General features: G+C 72.4%; 8 protein-coding genes. 6 read left to right on the top strand and 2 right to left on the bottom strand.

Annotation, left to right across the window (positions count from 1 at the left end):
- Positions 1-43: 43 nt before the first annotated feature.
- Positions 44-256 (bottom strand): MbtH family protein, encoded by a 213-nt coding sequence (locus ACFVYF_RS10630; RefSeq protein WP_389453986.1) that lies wholly within the window; start codon positions 254-256, stop codon positions 44-46.
- A gap of 132 nt (positions 257-388) precedes the next feature.
- Positions 389-670, bottom strand: a complete 282-nt coding sequence (locus ACFVYF_RS10625; protein WP_389453983.1) for a hypothetical protein — start codon at positions 668-670, stop codon at positions 389-391.
- Positions 671-927: 257 nt separating this feature from the next.
- Between ACFVYF_RS10625 and ACFVYF_RS10620 the strand changes: the two genes are divergently transcribed.
- The 6 genes from ACFVYF_RS10620 (at position 928) to ACFVYF_RS10595 (ending at position 23,638) form a co-directional block, all read left to right on the top strand.
- Complete coding sequence (locus ACFVYF_RS10620) at positions 928-1,485, top strand: cobalamin B12-binding domain-containing protein (RefSeq protein ID WP_389453980.1); 558 nt, start codon at positions 928-930, stop codon at positions 1,483-1,485.
- Positions 1,482-2,837, top strand: a complete 1,356-nt coding sequence (locus tag ACFVYF_RS10615; RefSeq protein WP_389453977.1) for a methylaspartate mutase — start codon at positions 1,482-1,484, stop codon at positions 2,835-2,837. The genes ACFVYF_RS10620 and ACFVYF_RS10615 overlap by 4 nt, the downstream gene beginning before the upstream one ends.
- Complete coding sequence (locus ACFVYF_RS10610) at positions 2,834-3,850, top strand: asparagine synthetase A (protein ID WP_389453975.1); 1,017 nt, start codon at positions 2,834-2,836, stop codon at positions 3,848-3,850. Before ACFVYF_RS10615 ends, ACFVYF_RS10610 begins: the two co-directional genes overlap by 4 nt.
- On the top strand, positions 3,847-5,094 hold the full coding sequence (locus ACFVYF_RS10605; RefSeq protein ID WP_389453972.1) for a glutamate synthase-related protein: 1,248 nt from the start codon (positions 3,847-3,849) through the stop codon (positions 5,092-5,094). Before ACFVYF_RS10610 ends, ACFVYF_RS10605 begins: the two co-directional genes overlap by 4 nt.
- A gap of 104 nt (positions 5,095-5,198) precedes the next feature.
- Positions 5,199-16,559 (top strand): amino acid adenylation domain-containing protein, encoded by an 11,361-nt coding sequence (locus ACFVYF_RS10600; protein WP_389453969.1) that lies wholly within the window; start codon positions 5,199-5,201, stop codon positions 16,557-16,559.
- Positions 16,556-23,638, top strand: coding sequence for an amino acid adenylation domain-containing protein (locus tag ACFVYF_RS10595; RefSeq protein ID WP_389453966.1), 7,083 nt, complete (start codon positions 16,556-16,558; stop codon positions 23,636-23,638). The genes ACFVYF_RS10600 and ACFVYF_RS10595 overlap by 4 nt, the downstream gene beginning before the upstream one ends.
- The last annotated feature ends 150 nt before the right edge of the window (positions 23,639-23,788 follow it).

Genomic DNA, 23,788 nt, shown 5'->3' with positions numbered 1-23,788 from the left:
CCTGGCGGCCCGGGTTTTCGGGTGGGAAAGGAACTGACCGGAGTCAGCCCCCCATCGCGGCCACGACGGAACGCGGGCGCATATCCGTCCAGTTGGCCTCTATGAAGGCGACACATTCCTGCTTGGTGGCCTCGCTCTTCAGCAGTTCCCAGCCCGCCGGCTGCTGAATGCGGGCCGGCCACAGCGAGTGCTGGCCCTCGTCGTTGGCCAGCACGACATAACGGCCCTCGGAATCCTCGAACGGGTTGGTTGCCATGATCTCCACCTCGGTTGGACGAGAAGGTAAGCGGTGAACTCGTACGGTCGACGCTAGAAGTCCCCGGCCGCCTCGCGGGGCAGAACATCAGGCAGATCGGCGGCATCAGGCCCCGGCCCGTGGGGCGGCCCGTCAGTCGGGCCGGCGCACGGTCTGGTGGGCGTAGGTGAGGGCGACGCCGGTGGCGACGGTGGCCGCGCGTACCGCCCCGAGCGCCTCGCGCAGCAGCTCCGTACGCTCCAGCGGCAGTTCGGCGAACTGCGGCTGACCTGCGCGGACAATGTTCACCGCGGCCTCCAGGACCGCGACTTGGGCCTCGCCGAGTGCCTCGCGCCGGTCGACGCGCTGCAGCGCCGTGGCCAGGACGCCCTCGAGCGCGTCCGCCTCCAGGACGCTGGGGCCGGTCTGTGTCATGTCGTGACTCCTCGGTGATCCTCGGGCCGGGCGGGAGTTCCCGCGGGTGCGGCCCGATCAGTGTGGGCCGCGGACCGCCCTGCCGGACACGGCAGTTCGGCAACTGCTCCTCTCCTGCCGCCCGGTTGCCGCCGGGGACGCCGCACACGGCTTCGGCGCGAATCTACGGTTGTGGCCGAAAGGAAGTTCCGAGTACGCCAGGACCTCCTTTCGACCGTGCCAGCCAATGTCATCCAATGATGTGGACGAAGCGAACAATGAAGCCTGCGGAATGGGCGGCTCGTCATCGATCCGGGCCGCTGGATGTCGTCGTCACCGGACTTCCCTCCGATGCGCACACCTGGAATCTCGTATTCATCCAACTGCTGCTCGAAGACCTCGGCCACAAGGTCGTGAACCTGGGTCCGTGTATTCCCGAGGACGAGATCGTCGAGTCCTGCTGCAAGTTCCAGCCCGATCTGCTGGTCGTCAGCAGCGTCAACGGGCACGGCTTCCATGACGCCCGGCCGCTGATCACGGCGGTCCGCTCGCGCTGGGAACTGGCCGGGCTGCCGGCCGTCATCGGCGGCAAGCTCGGCGTCAGCGGCGGCGGGCAGGAGGAGCAGGCGGCCGAGCTGATGGCGGCCGGCTTCGACGCGGTGTTCCAGGAGGGCGTCGACTTCGCGGCCTTCGAGTCCTTCGTCGGCTCGCTGACCCGGCCCGCGTCCCTGGCCGCCGCCGCGGCCGGCCCGGCGTCTTTCGCGGGCTCCGCGTCCCGGCCGCCGTCCGGGCGCACGCCGCTGGCCGGCTCCCTGTCCAGGGAGGTGGAACGGTGACCGCCCTGCATCAACGCCCGCTGTCCTTCGGCCGGTTCGTCGCCGAGGCGCAGGCCCGCGGTGCCCTCGTGGTCCAGCCGCGGATGGGCTTCTGCGACCCCGCGCGGATGCGGGCGGGCCTGCTGGCCACCAAGACCGCCGCGGACCCGGTCGTCGGGACCGTCACCATCGACAGCTACACCCGGGTCGGCGACGAGCCGTCCGCCGTGCGGGCCCTGAACAGCGGGGTGCCGCTCAACGGGTTCCCGATCACCTCCTACAGTCCGCACACCTCGCACTGGATCCTGGACGGCGTCCGCGACGCCGGGTTCCCGGTCCAGATCCGGCACGGTTCGGCGCGGCCCCAGGGCATCGTCGCCGCCCTGGCGCTGCTCGGCCTGGACGCGACGGAGGGCGGCCCGGTGTCGTACTGCCTGCCGTACGGGCGCACTCCGCTGCTCGACTCGGTGCGCAACTGGCAGGAGAGCTGCGACTTCCTGGCCGGGCTGCGCGCCACCGGCGCGGAACCGCACCTGGAGACCTTCGGCGGCTGCATGCTCGGCCAACTGTGCCCGCCCGGGCTGCTGGTGGCGATCAGCGCGCTGGAGGCCCTGTTCTTCCACCGGGCGGGGCTGCGCAGCATCTCGCTCAGTTACGCCCAGCAGACCAGCGCCGAACAGGACCGCGAGGCGGTGCACGCGCTGCGGCGGCTGGCCGGCGAACTGCTCCCCGACACCGACTGGCACATCGTCCTCTACACGTACATGGGCCTGTATCCGAAGACCCGGCGCGGCTCGCTGGACCTGCTGGAGCGGTCGGCGGAGCTGGCGGTGGAGACGGGCGCGGCCCGGCTGATCGTGAAGACGACGGCCGAGTCGCACCGCATCCCCACCATCGAGGAGAACGTGCAGGCGCTGCGGGTCGCCTCCCGTGCCGCCGCCCGTCACCGGCCGCACGCCCTGTCCCCCGCCGACGACCTCGTACTCGCCGACAATCCCGTCTACGCCGAGGCCCGCGCCCTGGTCGACGCCGTGCTCGACCTCGACGACGACCTGGGCCAGGCGCTGCTGAAGGCCTTCGCCCGCGGACATCTCGACGTCCCCTACTGCCTGCACCCCGACAACGCGGGCCGCACCCGCAGTCACATCGACCGCTCGGGCCGGCTCGGCTGGTCCGAGATCGGGTCGATGCCCCTCGGCCACGTCTCCGGGCGGGGCCGGCGGCTGACGGCGGCGGGGCTGTACGACGCCCTGTCGTTCGTGCAGCGCCGGCACGACCAGACCGACCTGCCGGCCGCCCGGACCCCCTCACTCCCATCGGCGGCCCGTCGCCCGTCGGTCCATCGGCAGCACACCCAGGAGGTAGCACCATGACCAGTACGACCGCCGGGCTCGACGCCCGCGTCGCCCCCCGGTTCCCGTCCTCACCCGACCAGCACCTGGTCGCCGAGAGCACCCGGGCCACGCTCAGGGTGCAGAGCCGGATGCTCGCCGCGACCCGCGCGTTCCTGACCGGGCAGGGCTTCCAGGAGTTGCTGCCGCCGGTCATCGGGCCGGTCACCGACCCCGGCATCCGCGGCTCCAAGCAGGTCGACGTCGACTTCTACGGCCACAAGTACAAGCTGATGACCAGCGCGATCCTCTACAAGCAGGCGTCGCTGCTGGCCTTCGACAAGATCTTCTACATCGCGCCCAACGTGCGTCTCGAGCCGCTGGAGACGGCGGTCACGCACCGCCATCTCGCCGAGTTCCACCAGATCGACGTGGAGATCCGCGACGCCCGCCGCGAGGACGCGATGGAGTTGGCCGAGCGGCTGGTGGCGTACGTCGTCGACGAGGTGGTCCGTGAGCTGCCCGCCGACCTGGAGCTGCTCGGCCGGGACCGGGACGCGTTCCGGGAGGTGGTGACGGGCGCGTTCGCCCGCACCACCCACCAGGAGGCGACCGCGGACCTGGTCGCGCTCGGGCATCCGCAGGACCCGGGCGCCGAGATCGACTGGCAGGGCGAGGAGATCCTCTCCGCCAAGACCAGCCGCCCGTTCTTCGTCACCGACTACCCCAAGGGCTCGCGCGGCTTCTACGACCGCGAGGACCTGGAGCGGCCCGGTGTCCTGCGCAACTTCGACCTGATCGCCCCGGAGGGCTACGGGGAGCTGGCCAGCGGCAGCGAGCGCGAGCACGACTACGCGGCCCTGGTCACCCGGATGCGGGAGACCGGTGAGAACCCGGCCAAGTACGGCTGGTACCTCGACCTGGCCCGCCGGGGCATCCCCGCCAGCTCCGGCTTCGGCATCGGCCTGGAGCGCTTCACCCGGTACGTCACCGGCCGCACCGCCGTCTGGGAGGCCAGCGCCTACCCGAAGCTCCCGGGCGTGGTGTCGGCATGAGCGCCGTACTGACCGCCGCCGGTTTTCCCGAGGAACAGGTGCGCCACCGGGCCCGGCACGGCGCCGCGAGTGTCTTCCCGGCCCTGGACGCGTACGGCAGCAGCCTGCTGGGCGCGGCGCCGGCCGCCCACGATCCCGGGGACCTGCTGGAGCGGACCAGGATCGTGCCGCCGGTGTTCATGCCGGAGCGGCTGAAGAAGCTCATCGACCTGGCGCGCGAGCCGCTGTACTCCGATGTCGAACTGGAGACGGTGATCGGCGGGTTCACCTCCCGGCTGCCGCTGTACGTGTCGGCGTTCGGCTCCACGCAGGTCGCCAGTCACGACCTCGGTGCGGCGGCCGGCCGGCAGGCCGCCCGGCTCGGCATCCCGATGGTCATCGGCGAGAACGTGGTGCCGGTCAACGGCTACCGCGCCGCCTCCGACACCGACGCCTCCCCGCTGCTCGGCCGGATCGCCGCGTACGCGGACGCCGCGGACGACGAGCACGGCGGCGTGGTCGTGCAGCAGTCCACCGAGGACGCCGACGCCGAGGTGTGGAACCTCGTCTACAGCGACCCGGTGTCCGAGCCGCTGCTGGCCGGCGGCCGGCTCGCCTTCGAGCTGAAGGTCGGCCAGGGCGCCAAGCCGGGCCTCGGCGGCCTGACGGTCCTGGGCCGCGAGGCCGCCGGACGGATCGCGGAACAGTACGCCACCGACCCGGTGTTCGGCGCCGGCAGCGACTCCGTGCTGCGGGTCAGCAGTCCCGGCACGTTCACCGAGGAGATCCTGCGCCAGCAGATCCGGCTGATGCGCAACAACTTCCCCCGCGTGAAGGTGTGGGTGAAGCTCCACCCCGGCCGTGACGTGGCGCTCGCGGCGGCCACCGCCTGGGCGGCCGGCGCGGACTCCGTGACGGTGGACGGGGCCGAGGGCGGCACCGCCTGGGCGCCGAACGCCTTCCTCGGCCAGGTGGGTCTGCCGCTCGGCGACTGCCTGGCCCGCATCGGCCGCACCGACCACTGTCTGCTCGCCAGCGGACGCATCTGGGAGGGCGGCCGGGCCGTCAAGGCCCTCGCGCTCGGCGCACGCGCCGCCGGGCTCGGCCGGGCCGCGCTGCTCGCCGTCGACGAGGACACCGACCACGGTCTGGTGCGCCTCGTGGAGAGCATCGCCCTGGAACTGCGGCTGCTGATCAGCTCCGTCGGCAAGTACCACGTGAACGCCCTCGACACCGAGGACGTGTTGCTGCCCGCCGGCACGTAACCCCCTACGACTTCGCACCACCCGCGCGTTTCCCCGTCGTGGCTCCGTCGGTCTCCCGGCCCGCCGCGAGACCACCAGAACCGAGCTTCCAAGAAGGTGTCGAGATGTCCCAGCAGCAAGCCGATCCCGTACTTCCCCTCGGCGGCGGCGTACCCGAGAGCGTTGCCGCGTACAACGACACGACGGTGGAACTGCCCGAGGGCGCGCTGCACGAGCTCTTCGCCGCGCAGGCCGCCCGCACCCCGGACGCCGTCGCCCTGGTCCGCGAGGACCGACGGCTCACCTACCGGGAACTGGACGAGGCGGCCAACGCCCTGGCGCACCGGCTGATCGCGGCCGGCGTGCACCCGGGCGAGGCGGTCGGGCTCCTCTTCGACCGGTCGCTCGCCTATGTGATCACCGTGCTCGCCGTCCTCAAGAGCGGCGGGGTGTACGTCCCCCTGGACCCGCGCCAGCCCGCCGACCGGCTCGGCTGGATCCTCGGCAACACCGGCGCCGTCCTGCTGGTCACGGACCGCGCGACCGGGGAGGAGACGGCCTTCGCCGGTGAACTGTCCGTCCTGCGGCTGACCGAGGAGACCGCCACCGCGTACGAGCCGGTGGCCGCGCCCGGGATCGCGGTCCACCCGGACCAGGCGCTGTACGTGATGTTCACCTCCGGCTCCAGCGGCACCCCCAAGGGCGTCGTCAACACCCACCGCAACGTCGTGGAACTGGCGCTGGACCCCGGCTTCGGCGCCGACGCCCACCAGCGGGTCCTCGCCTACTCGCCGCTGCCCTTCGACTCCTCGACGTACGAGCTGTGGGTGCCGCTGCTGCGCGGCGGACTGGCCGTCGTCCTGCCCGCGCCGAAGATCGACATCGGTGAGCTGGCCGAGGCCGTCGCCCGCTACAACGCGACCGCCGCGTACTTCACGACCGCGCTGTTCGACGCGATGGCCAGCGAGGCGATCGAGGGCCTGGCCCGGCTGCGGGAGATCTGGACCGGCGGTGACGTGCTCTCCGCCACCGCCCTCCAGCGGGTCCTGGACCACTGCCCGGACACCACGGTCGTGCACGTGTACGGCCCCACCGAGGCCACCGTCTTCTGCAGCTACCAGGCCTTCCCGCCGGACGTCCGCACCCTGGACCGGCTGCACCTCGGCATCCCGATGGTGAACACCGCCATGTACGTCCTCGACGCCGAGCTGCGCCACACCGCCCCGGGCGAGCCCGGCGAACTCTATGTGGCGGGGCCCCACTTGGCGCAGGGATACGCCCGGCTCCCCGGCCTGTCCGCCGAGCGCTTCACCGCCGACCCGTACGGCCCCGCGGGCACCCGCATGTACCGCACCGGCGACCTCGCCGCCTGGAACGAGCACGGCGAGATCGTCTTCCTGGGCCGCGCCGACCAGCAGGTCAAGCTGCGCGGCAACCGCATCGAGCTCGGCGAGATCGAGACGGTCCTGGTCCGTCACGCGTCGGTGGCGCAGGCCGCGGTGATCGTCCGCGAGGACCGGCCGGGCGACAAGCGCCTGGTGGCGTACGTCGTCCCGGCGGTGGAGGGCGTCGTCGACGCCGCCGAGCTGCTCCGGTACGTGGGCGGGGAACTGGTCGAGTACATGGTCCCGTCGGCGGTCGTGCCGCTCGGCGCCCTGCCGCTGACCGCCAACGGCAAGCTGGACCGCCGCGCGCTGCCCGCCCCCAGGCTCGGCGGCACCGCGAACGGACGCGCCCCGCGCAACCCCGTCGAGGAGGTCCTGGTGGGCCTGTTCGCCCACGCGCTGGGCATCGCCTCGGTCGGGATCGACGACGACTTCTTCGCGATCGGCGGCCACTCGCTGCTCGCGACCCGGCTGGTCAGCCGGATCCGTACCAGCCTGGACGTCCAGCTGACCCTGCGGGAGTTCTTCCGCTGCCCGACGGTCGCGCTGCTCGCCGAGTACATCGCCTCGGACGCCGGCGATTCGGGGCGCCCGGCGCTGACGGCGGCCGAGGAGCGACCCGAGCTGCTCCCGCTCTCGTCGGCCCAGCAACGACTGTGGTTCCTCGATCAGATGGAGGGCCCGTCGGCGACGTACAACATTCCGCTCGCCGTCCGGGTGAGCGGTGAACTCGACGTCACGGCACTGGAGTTCGCGTTCACCGACGTGCTGGGCCGGCACGAGAGCCTGCGCACGGTCTTCGGTTCGGCGGAGGGACAGACCTATCAGCGGGTGCTGCCCGCGGACGACGTCCGGATCGACCTGGCCCGCACGCCTGCCGACGAGTCCACGCTCGCCGCCCTGCTGGCCGCCGAGTCCGAGCGGACCTTCGACCTCGCGGCCGATCTCCCCCTGCGGGCCCGGCTGTTCCAGCTCGGCGAGCGGGACCACGTCCTGCTGGTGGTGATGCACCACATCGTGTCCGACGGCTGGTCGTACCAGCCCCTCATGCGCGACCTGAGCACCGCCTACACGACCCGTTCGCGCGGGCAGCGCCCGGCCTGGGAGCCGCTGCCCGTCCAGTACGCCGACTACGCCCTCTGGCACCGCGCCCTGCTCGGCGACCCGGCGGACGAGGAGAGCGTCGAGGCCCGCCAACTCGCCCACTGGAAGGACGCGTTGGCCGGCCTCCCCGAGGAGGTCACGCTCCCCGCCGACCGGCAGCGCCCCGCGGTCTCCTCCTACCGCGGCGCCACCCACACCGTGCACTGCCCGCCGGACGTCCACGCGGCCCTCGCCACGCTGGCGCGCGAGTCGGGGGCGTCGGTGTTCATGGTGGCCCAGGCCGCGGTGTCCACCCTGCTCGCCCGGTCCGGCGCGGGTCACGACGTGCCGCTCGGCTCCCCGATCGCCGGCCGCACGGACCAGGCGCTGGACGACCTGGTCGGCTTCTTCGTCAACACCCTCGTGCTGCGCACGGACCTGACGGGCAACCCGAGCTTCCGGGAGCTGCTGACCCGGGTGCGGGAGACCGACCTGGCGGCCTGGGGTCACCAGGATCTGCCCTTCGACCGGCTCGTCGAAGCCGTCAACCCGGACCGCTCGGCCGCCCGGCACCCCCTCTTCCAGGTGATGCTGACGCTGACCGACGCGGCCACCCCGACACTCGTCGCCGAGGGCCTGGACACGGAGTCGGAGTTCACCTGGCTGCGCGCCGCCAAGTTCGACCTCACCTTCTCCTTCGCCGAGCACCGGACGGCGGACGGGGATCCCGGCGGCCTCGACATCACCATCGAGTACGCCACCGACCTGTACGACGCCCGCACGGTCGAGGGTGCCGCCGGGCGCCTGGTCCGGCTGCTGACCGCGGCCGCGGCCGACCCGGAACTCCCTGTCACCGAGCTGGAGTTGCTCTCCGGCAGCGAGCGGGGACTGCTCCTCGACGAGTGGAGCGGTGCCGTCACCGGCTCGTCCGCGGCCGGGCTCGGCGAGCTCTTCGCCGCGCAGGTGGCCCGCACCCCGGACGCGGTGGCCGTCGTCCACGGCACCCAGGAACTGACCTACCGCGAGCTGGACGAGCGCGCCAACCGCCTCGCCCACCGCCTGATCGCGGAAGGCGTGGCCCCCGGCAGCCGGGTGGCCCTCTTCCAGGAGCGTTCCCTCGACGCCGTCATCGCCACCCTCGCGGTCGTCAAGGCGGGCGCCGTCTACGTCCCGCTCGACACCCGCTACCCGATGGAGCGCGTCCAGCTCATCGTCGAACAGTCCGGCGCCACCCTCTTCCTCACCGACGCCGGCCTGGACGACCTCGAACTCCCCGCGGGCGCCAAGGCACTCGCCACGTCGGTCCCGGTGACGGGAGACACGAGCGACCCGCAGGTCCCGGTCCACCCGGACCAGGCCGTGTACGCCATGTTCACCTCGGGTTCGACCGGCGTCCCGAAGGGCGTCGCGGTCACCCACCGCAATGTCGCCGACCTGGCATCCCAGACCATGTATGCCAACGGCCACCACACCCGCGTTCTCTTCCACTCCCCGATGGCCTTCGACGCCTCCACCTACGAGATGTGGGTCCCCTGGCTCAACGGAGGCACCCTCGTCGTCGCCCCCGCCGGCCACCTCGACACCGCCGCGTACGAGCACCTGCTCGCCGAGCACCGGATCACCAGCCTGTGGCTCACGGCAGGACTCTTCCGCCTCATCGCCGAGGAAGCCCCGGCCGCCTTCACCGGCGTACGGGAGGTATGGGCCGGCGGAGACGTCGTACCCCCCGAGGCCGTACGACGGGTCATGGACCACTGCCCGGACACCACCGTCGTCAACGGCTACGGACCCACCGAGACCACCACCTTCGCCGCCACCCACCACATCCGCCGCCCCTACGACTACCCCGGCACCATCCCGATCGGCGAACCCCTCGACAACCACCGCCTGTACGTCCTCGACGACCACCTCGGCCTGGTCGCCCCCGGCACCCCCGGCGAGCTCTACATCGCCGGAACCGGCCTCGCCCAGGGCTACCTGGACCGCCCCGGCATGACCGCCGACCGCTTCGTCGCCGACCCGTACGGCACACCCGGCACCCGCATGTACCGCACCGGCGACCTCGTCCGCTGGAACCACGAAGGCTCCCTCGAATACCTCGGCCGCGCCGACCAGCAGGTGAAGGTCCGGGGCTTCCGCATCGAACTCGGCGAGATCGAGACCGCGTTGGCGGCCCACGAGTCCGTCGCCCAAGCGACCGTCATCGTCCGCGAGGACCGGCCGGGCGACAAGCGGCTCGTCGCCTACCTCGTCGCCGCCGACGGACAGCGGCTCGACACCAAGGGACTGCAGCGCGAACTCTCCGGTTCGCTGCCCGAGTACATGGTCCCGTCCGCCTTCGTCGTGCTGGACGCGATCCCGCTGACCGTGAACGGCAAGGTGGACCGCCGTGCCCTGCCCGCACCCCAGGCCGGCCACGACACCGGCGGGCGTGCCCCGCGCACTCCGGTCGAGGAGGTGCTCTGCGGGCTCTTCGCGGAGATCCTCGGACTGCCCTCCGTCACGATCGACGACCACTTCTTCCACCGGGGCGGGCACTCCCTGCTCGCCACCCGGCTGATCAGCCGCGTCCGGCAGGCGTTCGGCGTCCAGATCACCGTCAAGGACCTGTTCCAGGGGCCGACGGTGGCGTCACTGGCCGAGTTCGTGAACGCCGGTGGTGACGGCGTGCGACGGCCCGCCCTGCGCGAGATGGCCCGTCCGGAGCGGGTTCCGCTGTCGTCGGCGCAGCAACGGCTGTGGTTCCTCGACCAGTTGGAGGGCCCGTCCTCCACGTACAACATCCCGCTCGCGCTGCGGCTGAAGGGCGAGCTGAACCCGGAGGCGCTGCGTCTCGCGCTGACCGACGTGGTGGCGCGCCACGAGAGTCTGCGGACGGTGTTCGTGACGGACGACGGCGACGCCCATCAGCGGGTGCTCCCCGCCAACGGGGTGCGCGTCGAGCTGCCGGTGACGCCGACCGAGGAGAGCGAGCTAGACGCTCTGCTCGGCGCCGAGGCCGCCCGGACCTTCGACCTCGCGGCCGAACTCCCGCTCCGTGCCGCCCTGTTCACACTCGGCGAGCAGGACCGGGTGCTGCTGGTGGTCATCCACCACATCGCCTCCGACGGCTGGTCCACCACCCCCTTCCTGCGGGATCTCGCCGTCGCCTGCACCGCCCGCTCCGAGGGACGGCCCCCGGCATGGGAACCGCTGCCGGTGCAGTACGCCGACTACGCCCTCTGGCAGCAGGAGCTGCTCGCGGCGGACGGTGAACGCCAGGCGGACTTCTGGCGCCACACGCTCTCCGGCCTGCCGGACGAGGCCACCCTGCCGGCCGACCGGCCGCGCCCGTCCGCCGCCACCTACCGGGGCCGTACCCACAGCGTCCACTGCCCGCCCGAGCTGCACGGAGCACTGACCCGGCTGGCCCGGGAGACCGGCACCACGATGTTCATGGTGGCGCAGGCCGCGGTGGCGACCGCCCTGTCCCGCTCGGGGGCGGGCACGGACATCCCGATCGGCGCACCGATAGCGGGCCGGACGGACGAGGCGCTCGACGGGCTGGTCGGCTTCTTCGTCAACACCCTGGTGCTCCGTACGGACCTGGACGGCGACCCGGACTTCCGGGAGCTGCTCGGCCGGGTCCGGGACACCGATCTGGCCGCCTGGTCCCACCAGGACCTGCCCTTCGACCGGCTGGTGGAACTGCTCAACCCGGCCCGCTCAGCCTCCCGCCACCCCCTGTTCCAGGTGGCCCTCACCCTTCAGGAGGCGGTCACCCCGGCCCTCGAACTCCCGGGCGTCGAGACCGAGTCGGGCTTCACCCCGCTGGAGATCGCCAAGTTCGACCTGACCTTCTCCTTCCACGAGCACCGCACGGCGGACGGCGGGCCGGGCGGCCTGGACATCGGCGTCGAGTACGCCACCGACCTGTACGACGCCCGGACCGTCGAGGGGCTCGCGGATCGTCTCGTACGACTGCTGGAAGCGGCCGCCGCCGCTCCGGAACTGCCCGTCGGCCAGCTGGAGTTCACCGGTCCGGAGGAGCGGGAGCGGCTGCTGGCGCTGGGCGCGGGTCCGGTCACCGAGGGCGGCTTGCCGGACGCGGGCCTCGCGGAGCTGTTCGCCGCACAGGTGGCCCGTACGCCGGACGCGGTCGCGGTGGCGTCCGAGGAGCGCTCCCTCACCTACGCCGAGATCGACGCCGAGGCCGACCGGTTCGCGGCGCGGCTGGGCGGCCTCGGGGTCGGCCCCGAGTCGGTCGTCGCCCTGATGATGGAGCGCTCGGCCGACCTCCTGGTGGCCATGCTCGCGGTCGTGAAGGCGGGCGGCGCCTACGCGCCCCTCAACCCGGCCGACCCGGACACCCGCCACGCCCAGATCCTCGCCGAGCTCGACGCCCCGGTCCTGATCGCCGACCGGGCGCTGGCCGAACACCCGCTGGTCACCACGGCGCACGCACGAGGCCTCGTCGTCGACCGCAAGGAGCTCGACGGCCGCCCCGCGACGCCGTCCACCGCCCGCACCCACCCCGACCAGTGGCTGTACGTCATGTTCACCTCGGGCTCGACCGGCGTCCCGAAGGGCGTCGCCGTCACCCACCGCAACGTGGCCGACCTGGCCCGCCAGCGGATGTACGCGGGCGGCAACCACCAGCGGGTCCTCTTCCACTCCCCGCACACCTTCGACGCCTCCACCTACGAGATCTGGGTGCCGTGGCTGACCGGTGGCACGGTCGTCGTGGCACCCCGGGGCCACCTGGAGACCGGCACGCTGAGCGAGCTGATCGCCCGGTACTCGGTCACGAGTCTGTGGCTGACGGCGGGACTCTTCCGGGTGATGGCCGAGGAGGCGCCGGAGGCCTTCGCGGGGCTCCGTGAGGTGTGGGCCGGCGGTGACGTCGTACCGCCCGAGGCGGTCCGTCGTATCCACGAGCACTGCCCGGACACGACCGTCGTCAACGGCTACGGGCCGACCGAGACCACCACCTTCGCCACCACCCACCGCATCCGCCGCCCCATCGACCACCCCGGCACGGTCCCGATCGGCGAGGCCCTCGACAACCACCGCCTCTACGTGCTCGACTCCGCGCTCCGGCTCGTCCCGGCCGGTGCGCCCGGCGAGCTGTACATCGCCGGGGCCGGTCTGGCGCGCGGCTATGTGGGCCGCCCGTCGCTCACCGCCGAGCGGTTCGTCGCCGACCCGTACGGCGTCGAGCCGGGCGCCCGGATGTACCGCACCGGGGACCTGGTGCGGTGGAACCACGAGGGCTCGCTGGAGTACCTGGGCCGCGCCGACCAGCAGGTCAAGCTGCGCGGCTTCCGGATCGAACTCGGCGAGATCGAGACGGTGTTGACGGCCCACGAGTCCGTCGCCCAGGCGACCGTCATCGTCCGCGAGGACCGGCCCGGCGACAAGCGGCTCGTCGCCTACCTCGTGACCGCCGAGGGCGGCGTCGACCTGAACGACCTGCGCCGGCACGTCACTTCGGCACTCCCCGAGTACATGGTCCCGTCGGCCTTCATGCTCCTCGACGCGATCCCGCTGACCGCCAACGGCAAGATCGACCGGCGCGCGCTGCCCACCCCGCAGGTCACCCACGATGTCACCGGCCGCGCCCCGCGCACCCCTCAGGAAGAGGTCCTGTGCGGCCTGTTCGCGGCGGTCCTCGGGCTCCCGTCGGCCACCATCGACGACCACTTCTTCCACCGGGGCGGGCACTCGCTGCTGGGTACCCGGCTGATCAGCCGGATCCGGGAGGCCTTCGGGGTCCAGCTCGGGGTCAAGGACCTCTTCCAGCACCCGACGGTGGCCGCCCTCTCGGAGCGCGTCACCGCGGGCGGCGGAGAGCCGGTCCGCCCCGCACTGACTCCTGAGGAGCGTCCGGAGCGGGTTCCGCTGTCGTCGGCCCAGCAGCGGCTGTGGTTCCTCGACCAGATGGAGGGCCCCTCGGCGACGTACAACATCCCGCTCGCCCTGCGGCTGAAGGGCGCCCTCGACACCGATGCCCTCCAGTTCGCCCTCACCGACCTGGTCAGCCGCCACGAGAGCCTGCGCACCGTCTTCCCGACCCACGACGGCAAGGCCTACCAGTCGGTCCTGCCGGCAGCGACCGTCGCCCTGCCCGTCACCCCCGCGACCGAGGAGACGCTCGCCGCCACCCTGGCCGGCCTCTCCTCCGCCACCTTCGACCTCTCCACCCAGCCGCCCCTCCGTTCCCACCTGCTGGCCCTGGGCGAGCAGGAGCACGTCCTGCTGGTGGTCGTCCACCACATCGCCTCGGACGGCTGGTCCAACGGACCCCTCTTCCGCGACCTGTCCGCCGCCTACCAGGCCCGTGTCCAGGGCGGGCCCCCCGAGTGGGAGCCGTTGGCGGTGCAGTACGCGGACTACGCCCTGTGGCAGCAGAGGCTGCTCCAAGGGGACGAGGACCGCCAACTCGACTACTGGCGCGAGACCCTGGCCGACCTCCCCGAGGAAGCGACCCTCCCCACCGACCACGCCCGCCCCGCCACCGCCTCCAACCGCGGCACCACCCACACCGTCCACTGCCCACCCGCACTGCACAGCTCCCTGACCTCACTCGCCCAGGACACCGGCACCACCTTCTTCATGGTCGCCCAAGCCGCCGTCTCCACCCTCCTCACCCGCTCCGGCGCCGGAACGGACATCCCCCTCGGCTCTCCGGTCGCCGGCCGCACCGACCAAAAACTCGACGACCTCATCGGCTTCTTCGTCAACACCCTCGTCCTGCGCACCGACCTGACCGGCAACCCCACCTTCCGCGAACTCCTCACCCGCGTCCGGGAAACCGACCTCACCGCCTGGGCCCACCAAGACCTCCCCTTCGACCGACTCGTCGAAGCCCTCAACCCCGAACGCACCACCGCCCGACACCCCCTCTTCCAGGTCATGCTCACCGTCGGCGACACGACGGCCGAGGCCCCTGGACTCCCGGGCCTGGAAGTGGCGTACGAGTTCTCGAAGGTGGAGGTCGCCAAGTTCGACCTCACCTTCGGCTTCGCGGAGCACCGGACGGCGGACGGGGAGCCCGGTGGCCTCGACATCACCATCGAGTACGCCACCGACCTCTACGACCCCCGCACCATCCAAGCCACCGCCGACCGTCTCGTCCGCCTCCTCACCACCGCGGTCACCCGGCCCGAACTGCCCATTGCAGAGATCGATTTGCTGTCCGACGGTGATCGGGGTCTGCTCCTCGACGAGTGGAGCGGTGCCGTCACCGGCTCGTCCGCGGCCGGGCTCGGCGAGCTCTTCGCCGCGCAGGTGGCCCGCACCCCGGACGCGGTGGCCGTCGTCCACGGCACCCAGGAACTGACGTACGGGGAACTGGACGAGCACGCCAACCGCCTCGCCCACCGCCTGATCGCCGAGGGCGTGGCACCCGGCAGCCGGGTGGCCCTCTTCCAGGAGCGTTCTCTGAACGCGGTCATCGCCACGCTGGCCGTGGTCAAGGCGGGCGCCGTCTACGTCCCGCTCGACACCCGCTACCCGATGGAGCGCGTTCAGCTCATCGTCGAACAGTCCGCCGTCGAGGTCATCCTCACCGACCGGGCACCCGACGACCTCCAACTCCCGCCCGGAGCAAGGGCACTCACGACCTCCGTCCCGGCCGACGGCGAGTCGAGCGATCCGCGGGTCCCGGTCCACCCGGACCAGGCCGTGTACGCCATGTTCACCTCGGGCTCGACCGGCGTCCCGAAGGGCGTCGCGGTCACCCACCGCAACGTGGCCGATCTCGCATCCCAGACCATGTACGCGGGCGACCACCACACCCGCGTCCTCTTCCACTCCCCGATGGCCTTCGACGCCTCCACCTACGAGATGTGGGTCCCCTGGCTCAACGGCGGGACGCTGGTCGTCGCCCCCGCCGGCCACCTCGACACGGCGGCCTACGAGCACCTGCTCGCCGAGCACCGGATCACCAGCCTGTGGCTCACGGCGGGTCTCTTCCGCCTCATCGCCGAGGAAGCACCGGCCGCCTTCACCGGCGTACGGGAGGTCTGGGCCGGCGGAGACGTCGTACCCCCCGAGGCCGTACGACGGGTCATGGACCACTGCCCGGACACCACCGTCGTCAACGGCTACGGGCCCACGGAGACCACCACCTTCGCCGCCACCCACCACATCCGCCGCCCCTACGACTACCCCGGCACCATCCCGATCGGCGAACCCCTCGACAACCACCGCCTCTACGTCCTCGACAACCACCTCGGCCTGGTCGCTCCCGGGATTCCCGGCGAGCTCTACATCGCGGGTACGGGCCTCGCCCAGGGCTACCTGGACCGCCCCGGCATGACCGCCGACCGCTTCGTCGCCGACCCGTACGGCACACCCGGCACCCGCATGTACCGCACCGGCGACCTCGTCCGCTGGAACCACGAAGGTTCTCTGGAGTACCTGGGCCGGGCGGACGAGCAGGTCAAGCTGCGCGGGTTCCGTATCGAACCGGGCGAGATCGAGACCGTGTTGGCCGGGGACGCGGCGGTGGGCCAGGCGACCGTGATCGTGCGTGAGGACCGGCCCGGTGACAAGCGGCTCGTGGCGTATCTGACGGCGCAGGACGGCGGCCGGGTCGTCGTGGAGGACGTGCGGCGGCGGATGACGGGGCTGCTGCCCGAGTACATGGTCCCGTCCGCCTTCATGGTGCTGGACGCGATCCCGCTGACCGTGAACGGCAAGGTGGACCGCCGCGCCCTGCCCGCACCGACGGCCGCCCAGGACACCACCGGCCGCGCACCCCGTACCCCCAAGGAAGAAGTCCTCTGCGGGCTCTTCGCGGAGATCCTCGGACTGCCGTCGGTCACCATCGACGACCACTTCTTCCACCTCGGCGGGCACTCCCTGCTCGCCACCCGGCTCGTCGGCCGGATCCGCACCGTGCTCGGGGCCGAGCTGTCCGTGTCGGCCCTCTTCGAAAACCCGATCGTGGCAACGCTCGTCGAGAAGCTCGACGGCGCCGAGGCCGCAAGGCCCAAACTGCGGCCGATGCGCCGGATGGGAGCGACCAAGTGATCCCCTTGTCCTACGCCCAGCAGCGGCTGTGGTTCATCGCCCAGATGGAAGGGCCCTCGACCACCTACAACATCCCGCTGGCCGTCCGTCTCACCGGTGAACTCGACCGGGCCGCCCTGCACGCCGCGCTCGCGGACGTCGTCGGCCGGCACGAGAGTCTGCGGACGCTCTTCCCCGACCAGGACGGCACCCCCTGCCAGCACATCCTCGACGAGGACGAGGTGGAGATCGCGCTGCCGGTCGTACCCGCCACGGCCGGGACGCTGGAGGCGGTCCTCGCCGAGGAGTCCGCGCAGGTCTTCCACCTGGCGGTGGACCTGCCGGTCCGGGCGCGGCTGATCGCGCTCGCCGAGCGGGAGCACGTCCTGCTGGTGGTGATGCACCACATCGTCTCGGACGGCGGCTCGACCGCCCCGCTGCTCCAGGACCTGGCCACCGCCTACGGCGCCCGGGTCCAGGGCCGGGCCCCCGAGTGGGAGCCGCTGCCGGTGCAGTACGCCGACTACACGCTGTGGCAGCAGGAGCTGCTCGGCGAGGCCGACGACCCGACGAGCACCGCGTCCCGCCAACTCGACTTCTGGCGCGAGGCGTTGACGGACCTCCCGGAGGAGGCCACGCTGCCCACCGACCGGCCGCGGCCGGCGAGCGCCTCGTACCAGGGCGCCACCTGTGACACGCATCTGCCGGCGGACGTCCACGCCGGTCTCACCCACCTCGCCCGGGAGGCGGGCGCGACCCTGTTCATGGCGGTGCAGGCCGCGGTCGCGACCGTGCTGTCCCGCTCCGGTGCGGGCCCCGACATCCCGGTCGGCTCACCGGTCTCCGGGCGGATCGACGAGGCCCTCGACGGCCTGGTCGGCTTCTTCGTCAACACCCTGGTGCTGCGTACGGACCTGACGGGCGACCCGAGCTTCCGGGAGCTGCTGAACCGGGTGCGCGGGACGGACCTGGCGGCGTGGGGCAATCAGGACCTGCCCTTCGACCGGCTGGTGGAGGTGCTCAACCCGGAGCGCTCGGCCTCGCGGCATCCGCTGTTCCAGGTGATGCTCACCATGGGCGAGGCCGGTTCGGACGCGGTCGGCTTCCCGGGGCTCGACGCCCGTACCGAGTACAGCGCGCTGCAGATCGCCAAGTTCGACCTGACCTTCGGCTTCGCCGAGCACCGCACCCGTGACGGACGGCCGGACGGCCTGGACATCACCATCGAGTACGCCACCGATCTGTACGACGCCCGTACGGTGGACGCGCTGATGGCCCGGCTGCGGCGGCTCCTGGAGGCGGTGCTCACCTCGCCCGACACCCCGCTCTCCGTGCTGGACCTGCTGGGTGAGCACGAGCGCCGGCTGCTCCTGGACGAGTGGAGCGGCGCGGTCACCGGGGCGCCCGAGGCGAGCCTCGCCGAGCTGTTCGCGGCGCAGGCCGCCCGGACCCCGGACGCGGTCGCCCTCGTCGACGAGTTCCAGGAACTGACGTACGCCGAGCTCGACGCGGCCACCAACCGTGCCGCCCACCACCTGATCGACCTCGGTGTACAGCAGCACGACGTGGTCGCCGTCCTGATGGAGCGCTCCGCCGGTCTGCTCACCGCGCTGCTCACGGTGGCCAAGGCCGGCGCCGTGTACGCGCCGCTGAACCCGACCGACCCCGACTCCCGGCTCGTGCGGATCCTGGCCGACACGGGGGCGCCGGTCCTGCTGGCCGACACCGCGCTGGCCGACCATCCGGTGGTCGCGGAGACCTCCGCCCGGGTCGTCGTCCTCGACGGCAGCACCGGGCTCGACCACCTGCCCGCCACCGCGCCGGACCTGGTGATCCACCCCGACCAGGCGCTGTACGCGATGTTCACCTCGGGCTCGACCGGCGTCCCGAAGGGCGTCGCGGTCACCCACCGCAACGTCGCCGACCTGGCCGCGCAGTCCCGGTACGCGGGCGGCAACCACGCTCGGGTCCTGTTCCACTCCCCGGCCGCGTTCGACGCGTCGACGTACGAGATCTGGGTGCCGTGGCTGAACGGCGGGACGGTCGTCGTCGCGCCTCCGGGCCAGCTCGACCCGACCGCCTACGAGCGGCTGCTGGCCGAGCACTCCATCACCAGTCTGTGGCTGACGGCGGGACTCTTCCGGGTGATGGCCGAGGAGGCGCCGGGCGCCTTCGCGGGGGTCCGGGAGGTCTGGGCCGGCGGTGACGTCGTACCCCCCGAGGCGGTCCGCCGTATCCACGAGCACTGCCCGGACACGACCGTCGTCAACGGTTACGGACCCACCGAGACGACCACCTTCGCCGCCACCCACCGCATCCACCGCCCGCTCGACTACCCGGGCACCGTGCCGATCGGCGAACCCCTCGACAACCACCGCCTCTACGTCCTCGACACGGGTCTCCGGCTCGTGCCGCCCGGCACCCCCGGCGAGCTCTACATCGCGGGCGCCGGTCTCGCCCAGGGCTACCTCAACCGGCCCACGCTGACGGCCGAGCGGTTCGTCGCCGACCCGTACGGCGCACCCGGTACGCGGATGTACCGCACCGGCGACCTGGCCCGCTGGAACCACGAGGGCTCACTGGAGTACCTGGGCCGCGCCGACCAGCAGGTCAAGCTCCGCGGGTTCCGGATCGAACTCGGCGAGATCGAGACCGCGTTGGCGGCTCATGACACGGTGGCCCAGGCGACCGTCGTCGTCCGCGAGGACCGGCCCGGCGACAAGCGGCTCGTCGCCTATCTCGTCGCCGCCGACGGAGAGCGGCTCGACACCAAGGCCGTTCAGCGCGAGGTCTCCGCGGCGCTGCCCGAGTACATGGTCCCGTCGGCCTTCGTGGTGCTGGACGCGATTCCGCTCACCGCCAACGGCAAGATCGACCGCCGGGCCCTGCCCGCACCGCAGCAGACCGGCGACAGCGGCGGCCGCGCGCCCCGCACCCCCGCCGAGGAGGTGCTGTGCGGTCTGTTCGCCGCCGTGCTCGGACTGCCGTCGGTCACCATCGACGACCACTTCTTCCACCGCGGCGGGCACTCCCTGCTCGCCACCCGGCTGATCAGCCGGATCCGCGCGGTCTGGGACACCGGGATCACCATCCGGGACCTGTTCCAGTACGCGACCGTCGCCCAGCTCGCGGAGCGGCTCACGGCCGAGACCACCGGGGAGCAGCGTCCGGCACTGGCGCGTGAGGAGCGTCCGGAGCGGGTTCCGCTGTCGTCGGCACAGCAGCGGCTGTGGTTCCTCGACCAGCTGGACGGCCCGTCCCCGACGTACAACATCCCGCTCGCCCTGCGGCTCAGGGGCGCCCTCGACGCCGATGCCCTCCAGCTCGCACTGACCGACCTGGCGACCCGCCACGAGACCCTGCGCACGGTCTACCCGACCCACGACGGCAAGCCCTACCAGTCGGTGCTGCCGGCGGCCACCGTCGCCCTGCCCGTCACCGCCGCGACCGAGGAAACCCTCACGGACCTGCTGGCGGCCGAGGCCGGTCACCCCTTCGACCTCGCGGGTGAACTCCCCTTCCGGACAAGCCTGTTGCGGCTCGGGGACGAGGAGCACGTCCTGCTGGTGGTCGTCCACCACATCGCGTCCGACGGCTGGTCCAACGGACCCCTCTTCCGCGACCTGTCCGCCGCCTACCAGGCCCGCACCCAGGGCGAGGCCCCCCAGTGGGAGCCGCTGCCCGTCCAGTACGCCGACTACGCCCTGTGGCAGCAGAGGCTGCTCCAGGAGGACGAGGACCGCCAACTCGACTACTGGCGCGAGACCCTGGCCGACCTCCCCGAGGAAGCCACCCTCCCCACCGACCACGCCCGCCCCGCCACCGCCTCCAACCGCGGCACCACCCACACCGTCCACTGCCCACCCGCACTGCACAGCTCCCTGACCTCACTCGCCCAGGACACCGGCACCACCTTCTTCATGGTCGCCCAAGCCGCCGTCTCCACCCTCCTCACCCGCTCCGGCGCCGGAACGGACATCCCCCTCGGCTCCCCGGTCGCCGGCCGCACCGACCAAAAACTCGACGACCTCATCGGCTTCTTCGTCAACACCCTCGCCCTGCGCACCGACCTGACCGGCAACCCCACCTTCCGCGACCTCCTCACCCGCGTCCGGGAAACCGACCTCACCGCCTGGGCCCACCAAGACCTCCCCTTCGACCGACTCGTCGAAGCCCTCAACCCCGAACGCACCACCGCCCGGCACCCCCTCTTCCAGGTCATGCTCACCGTCGGCGACACGACGGCCGAGGCCCCTGGACTCCCGGGCCTGGAGGGCGAGTTCGCCTTCCCGCCGGTCTCCATAGCCAAGTTCGACCTGACCTTCGCGTTCGCGGAGCACCGGACGGCGGACGGGGAGCCCGGTGGCCTCGACATCACCATCGAGTACGCCACCGACCTGTATGACACCCGCACCATCGAAGCCACCGCGAACCGCCTCGTCCGCCTTCTCACCACCGCCGTCAACCGGCCCGAACTCCCCGTCAGTGAGATCGAGTTGCTGTCCGACGACGAGCTCATGCGGATACGGGAGTGGAGCGGTCCCGCGGCGCCCGCGCCCGGGCTCGGCCTGGACGGGCTGTTCAGCGGGCAGGCGGCGCGGACCCCGGACTCGGTGGCGCTGGTCCACGAGGACCAGCGGGTGACGTACGCGGAGCTGGACATCTGGTCCAACCGCCTGGCCCGCCATCTGACCGCGCGCGGTGTCACACCGGGCAGCATCGTGGCCATCCACCTGGAGCGCTCGCCGCATCTGATCGCGGCGCTGCTCGCGGCGCTCAAGGCCGGCGCCGGATACACGCTCCTCGACCCGCAGTTCCCCGCCGACCGGCTGAACACCGTGCTCGCGCAGACCGGCCCCTCGGTGCTCGTCACCCAGAGCCACCTCGCGGCCCTGACGACGCCGGCCCCGCTGGTCGACCTGACCGTCGACACCCCCGCGGTCAGCGCGCTGCCGGGCACACCCGTGGAGACGGGCGGGCACCCGGAGGCGACGGCGTGCGTGATGTTCACCTCCGGTTCGACCGGCGTGCCCAAGGGCGTCGCGGCCTCGCACCGGGCGCTGGCGGCCACCTTCATCGGCCCGGACTATCTGCACTTCGGTCCCGAGCAGACGTATCTGCAGAGCTCGCCCGTGTCCTGGGACGCCTTCGCCCTGGAGGTTTTCGGGCCGTTGCTGCACGGCGGGGTCTGTGTCCTGCAGCCGGGCCAGCACACCGACCCGCACCAGATCGCGGAGCTGGTGGAGCGGCACGGGATCACCACCCTGCAGATGTCGGCGAGCCTGTTCAACCACATGCTCGACGAGCACCCCGTGGTGTTCTCCCGGATCCGGGAGGCCATGACGGCCGGGGAGGCGGCCTCGCCCGCGCACACCGCGAAGGCGCTGGCCGACCACCCCCATCTGCACCTCATCAACGGCTACGGCCCCGCGGAGAGCATGGGGTTCACCACCACCCACGCCATCACCGCGCCCGCCCCCGCCATCCCCATCGGACGGCCGGTCACCGGCAAGCAGGCGTACGTCCTCGACGAGCGGCTGCGGCTGCTGCCGCCCGGTGTCCCCGGTGAGCTGTACGTCGCCGGACACGGGCTCGCCCACGGCTACATCGGGCAGCCGGGGCTCAGCGCGGACCGGTTCGTCGCCAACCCGCACGGCGCGCCCGGCTCCCGGATGTACCGGACCGGGGACCTGGCCCGCTGGAGCCAGGACGGCGCGCTGGAGTACTTCGGCCGCGCCGACCAGCAGATCAAGCTCCGGGGTTTTCGCATAGAGCCCGGTGAGATCGAGTCGGCCCTGCTGCGGCACGACTCCCTCGCCCAGGCCGCGGTGCTGATCCGTGAGGACCGGCCGGGCGACAAGCGGCTGGTGGCGTACGTGGTCGCCGCGGACGGTGTGACACCGGACCTCCCGGAGCTGCGGCGGCACGCGGCGGCGGCGCTGCCCGAGTACATGGTGCCGGCCTCCCTCGTCCCGCTGGACGCGCTGCCGCTGACCGTGAACGGCAAGCTCGACCGCCGCGCACTGCCCGAGCCGCCGCAGGCCGACCGGACCGGTGGACGGGCGCCGCGCACCCCCGCCGAGGAGGTCCTGTGCGGCCTGTTCGCCGCCACGCTCGGCGTCCCGGCGGTCACCATCGACGACCACTTCTTCCAGCTGGGCGGCCACTCCCTGCTCGCCACCCGGCTGATCGGCCGCATCCGTGCCGTCTGGGACACCCCGGTCACCATCCGGGACCTGTTCCAGTACCCGACCCCCGCGCTGCTCGGCGAACACATCGCCGCCGGCTCGGGCGGCAACCCGCTGGAGACCCTGCTGCCGATCCGCTCCGGCGGCGAGGGCGACGAGGCCCCGCTGTTCTGCGTGCACCCCATCTCCGGAATGAGCTGGTGCTACGCCGGACTGCTGCGGCACATCGGCGACCGGCGGCCGCTGATCGGCCTCCAGGCACGGGAGTTGACGGACCCGGCTGGCCGGCCCGCCGGCATGGCGGAGATGGCCGACACCTATGCGGCCGAGATCCGCGCCGTCCAGCCGCACGGCCCGTACCACCTGCTGGGCTGGTCGTTCGGCGGTCTGGTCGCCCACGCGATCGCCGCGCGTCTGGAGGAGCTGGGCGAGGAGGTGGCCCTGCTCGGGCTGCTCGACGCCTATCCGCTCCCCGACGGATTCGAGGCGCCCGCCGTCACCGGGCGCGAGGTGCTCACCGCGCTGCTCGGCACCCGCGGCGCCGCCCTCGACGTACGGTGCGCGGACGGTGCGCCGGACGCCGGTGAGCTGGCGGAGGTGCTGCGCGCCGAGGACCCGGTCCTCGGCGCCCTGGAGCCGGCGCAGGCCGCCGCGGTCGTCGAGGCCACCGCGGGGAACCTGGAGATGCGCTACCGGTACGTGCCCGAGCGGCGGTTCGGCGGGAACGCGGTGTTCTTCGACGCGACCCGCACACCGGCCGCGCGGAGCGGCGCCGCGTCCTGGGCGCCGTACGTTCTCGGCCAGGTCGAGGAGTACGACGTCGACTGTGAGCACTGGGACATGACCGGCGCCGAGCCGCTGCGGGAGATCGGCAAGGTGCTCGCCGAGCAGTTGCGGGCGGTGCGCCGCTGAAGCCTTCCGGCAGCCGCTCAGCAGGGCGCCCGGGTCCACCCGTCGAGGGTGGGCCCGGGCGCTCTCGCGTGCACCCGCCTGCCCAATTGCCCGCAGGCTGCCGCTCTTGCCGCCGGGCGGCGGGTTCCGGCCTGCATAGCGTGAAGTGGT

The sequence above is a fragment of the Streptomyces sp. NPDC058274 genome (genome assembly GCF_042881375.1).
GTDB lineage: Bacteria > Actinomycetota > Actinomycetes > Streptomycetales > Streptomycetaceae > Streptomyces.
The sequence above is the reverse complement of the archived record's forward strand: the minus strand, read 5'-3'. Positions and strand labels throughout refer to the sequence as shown.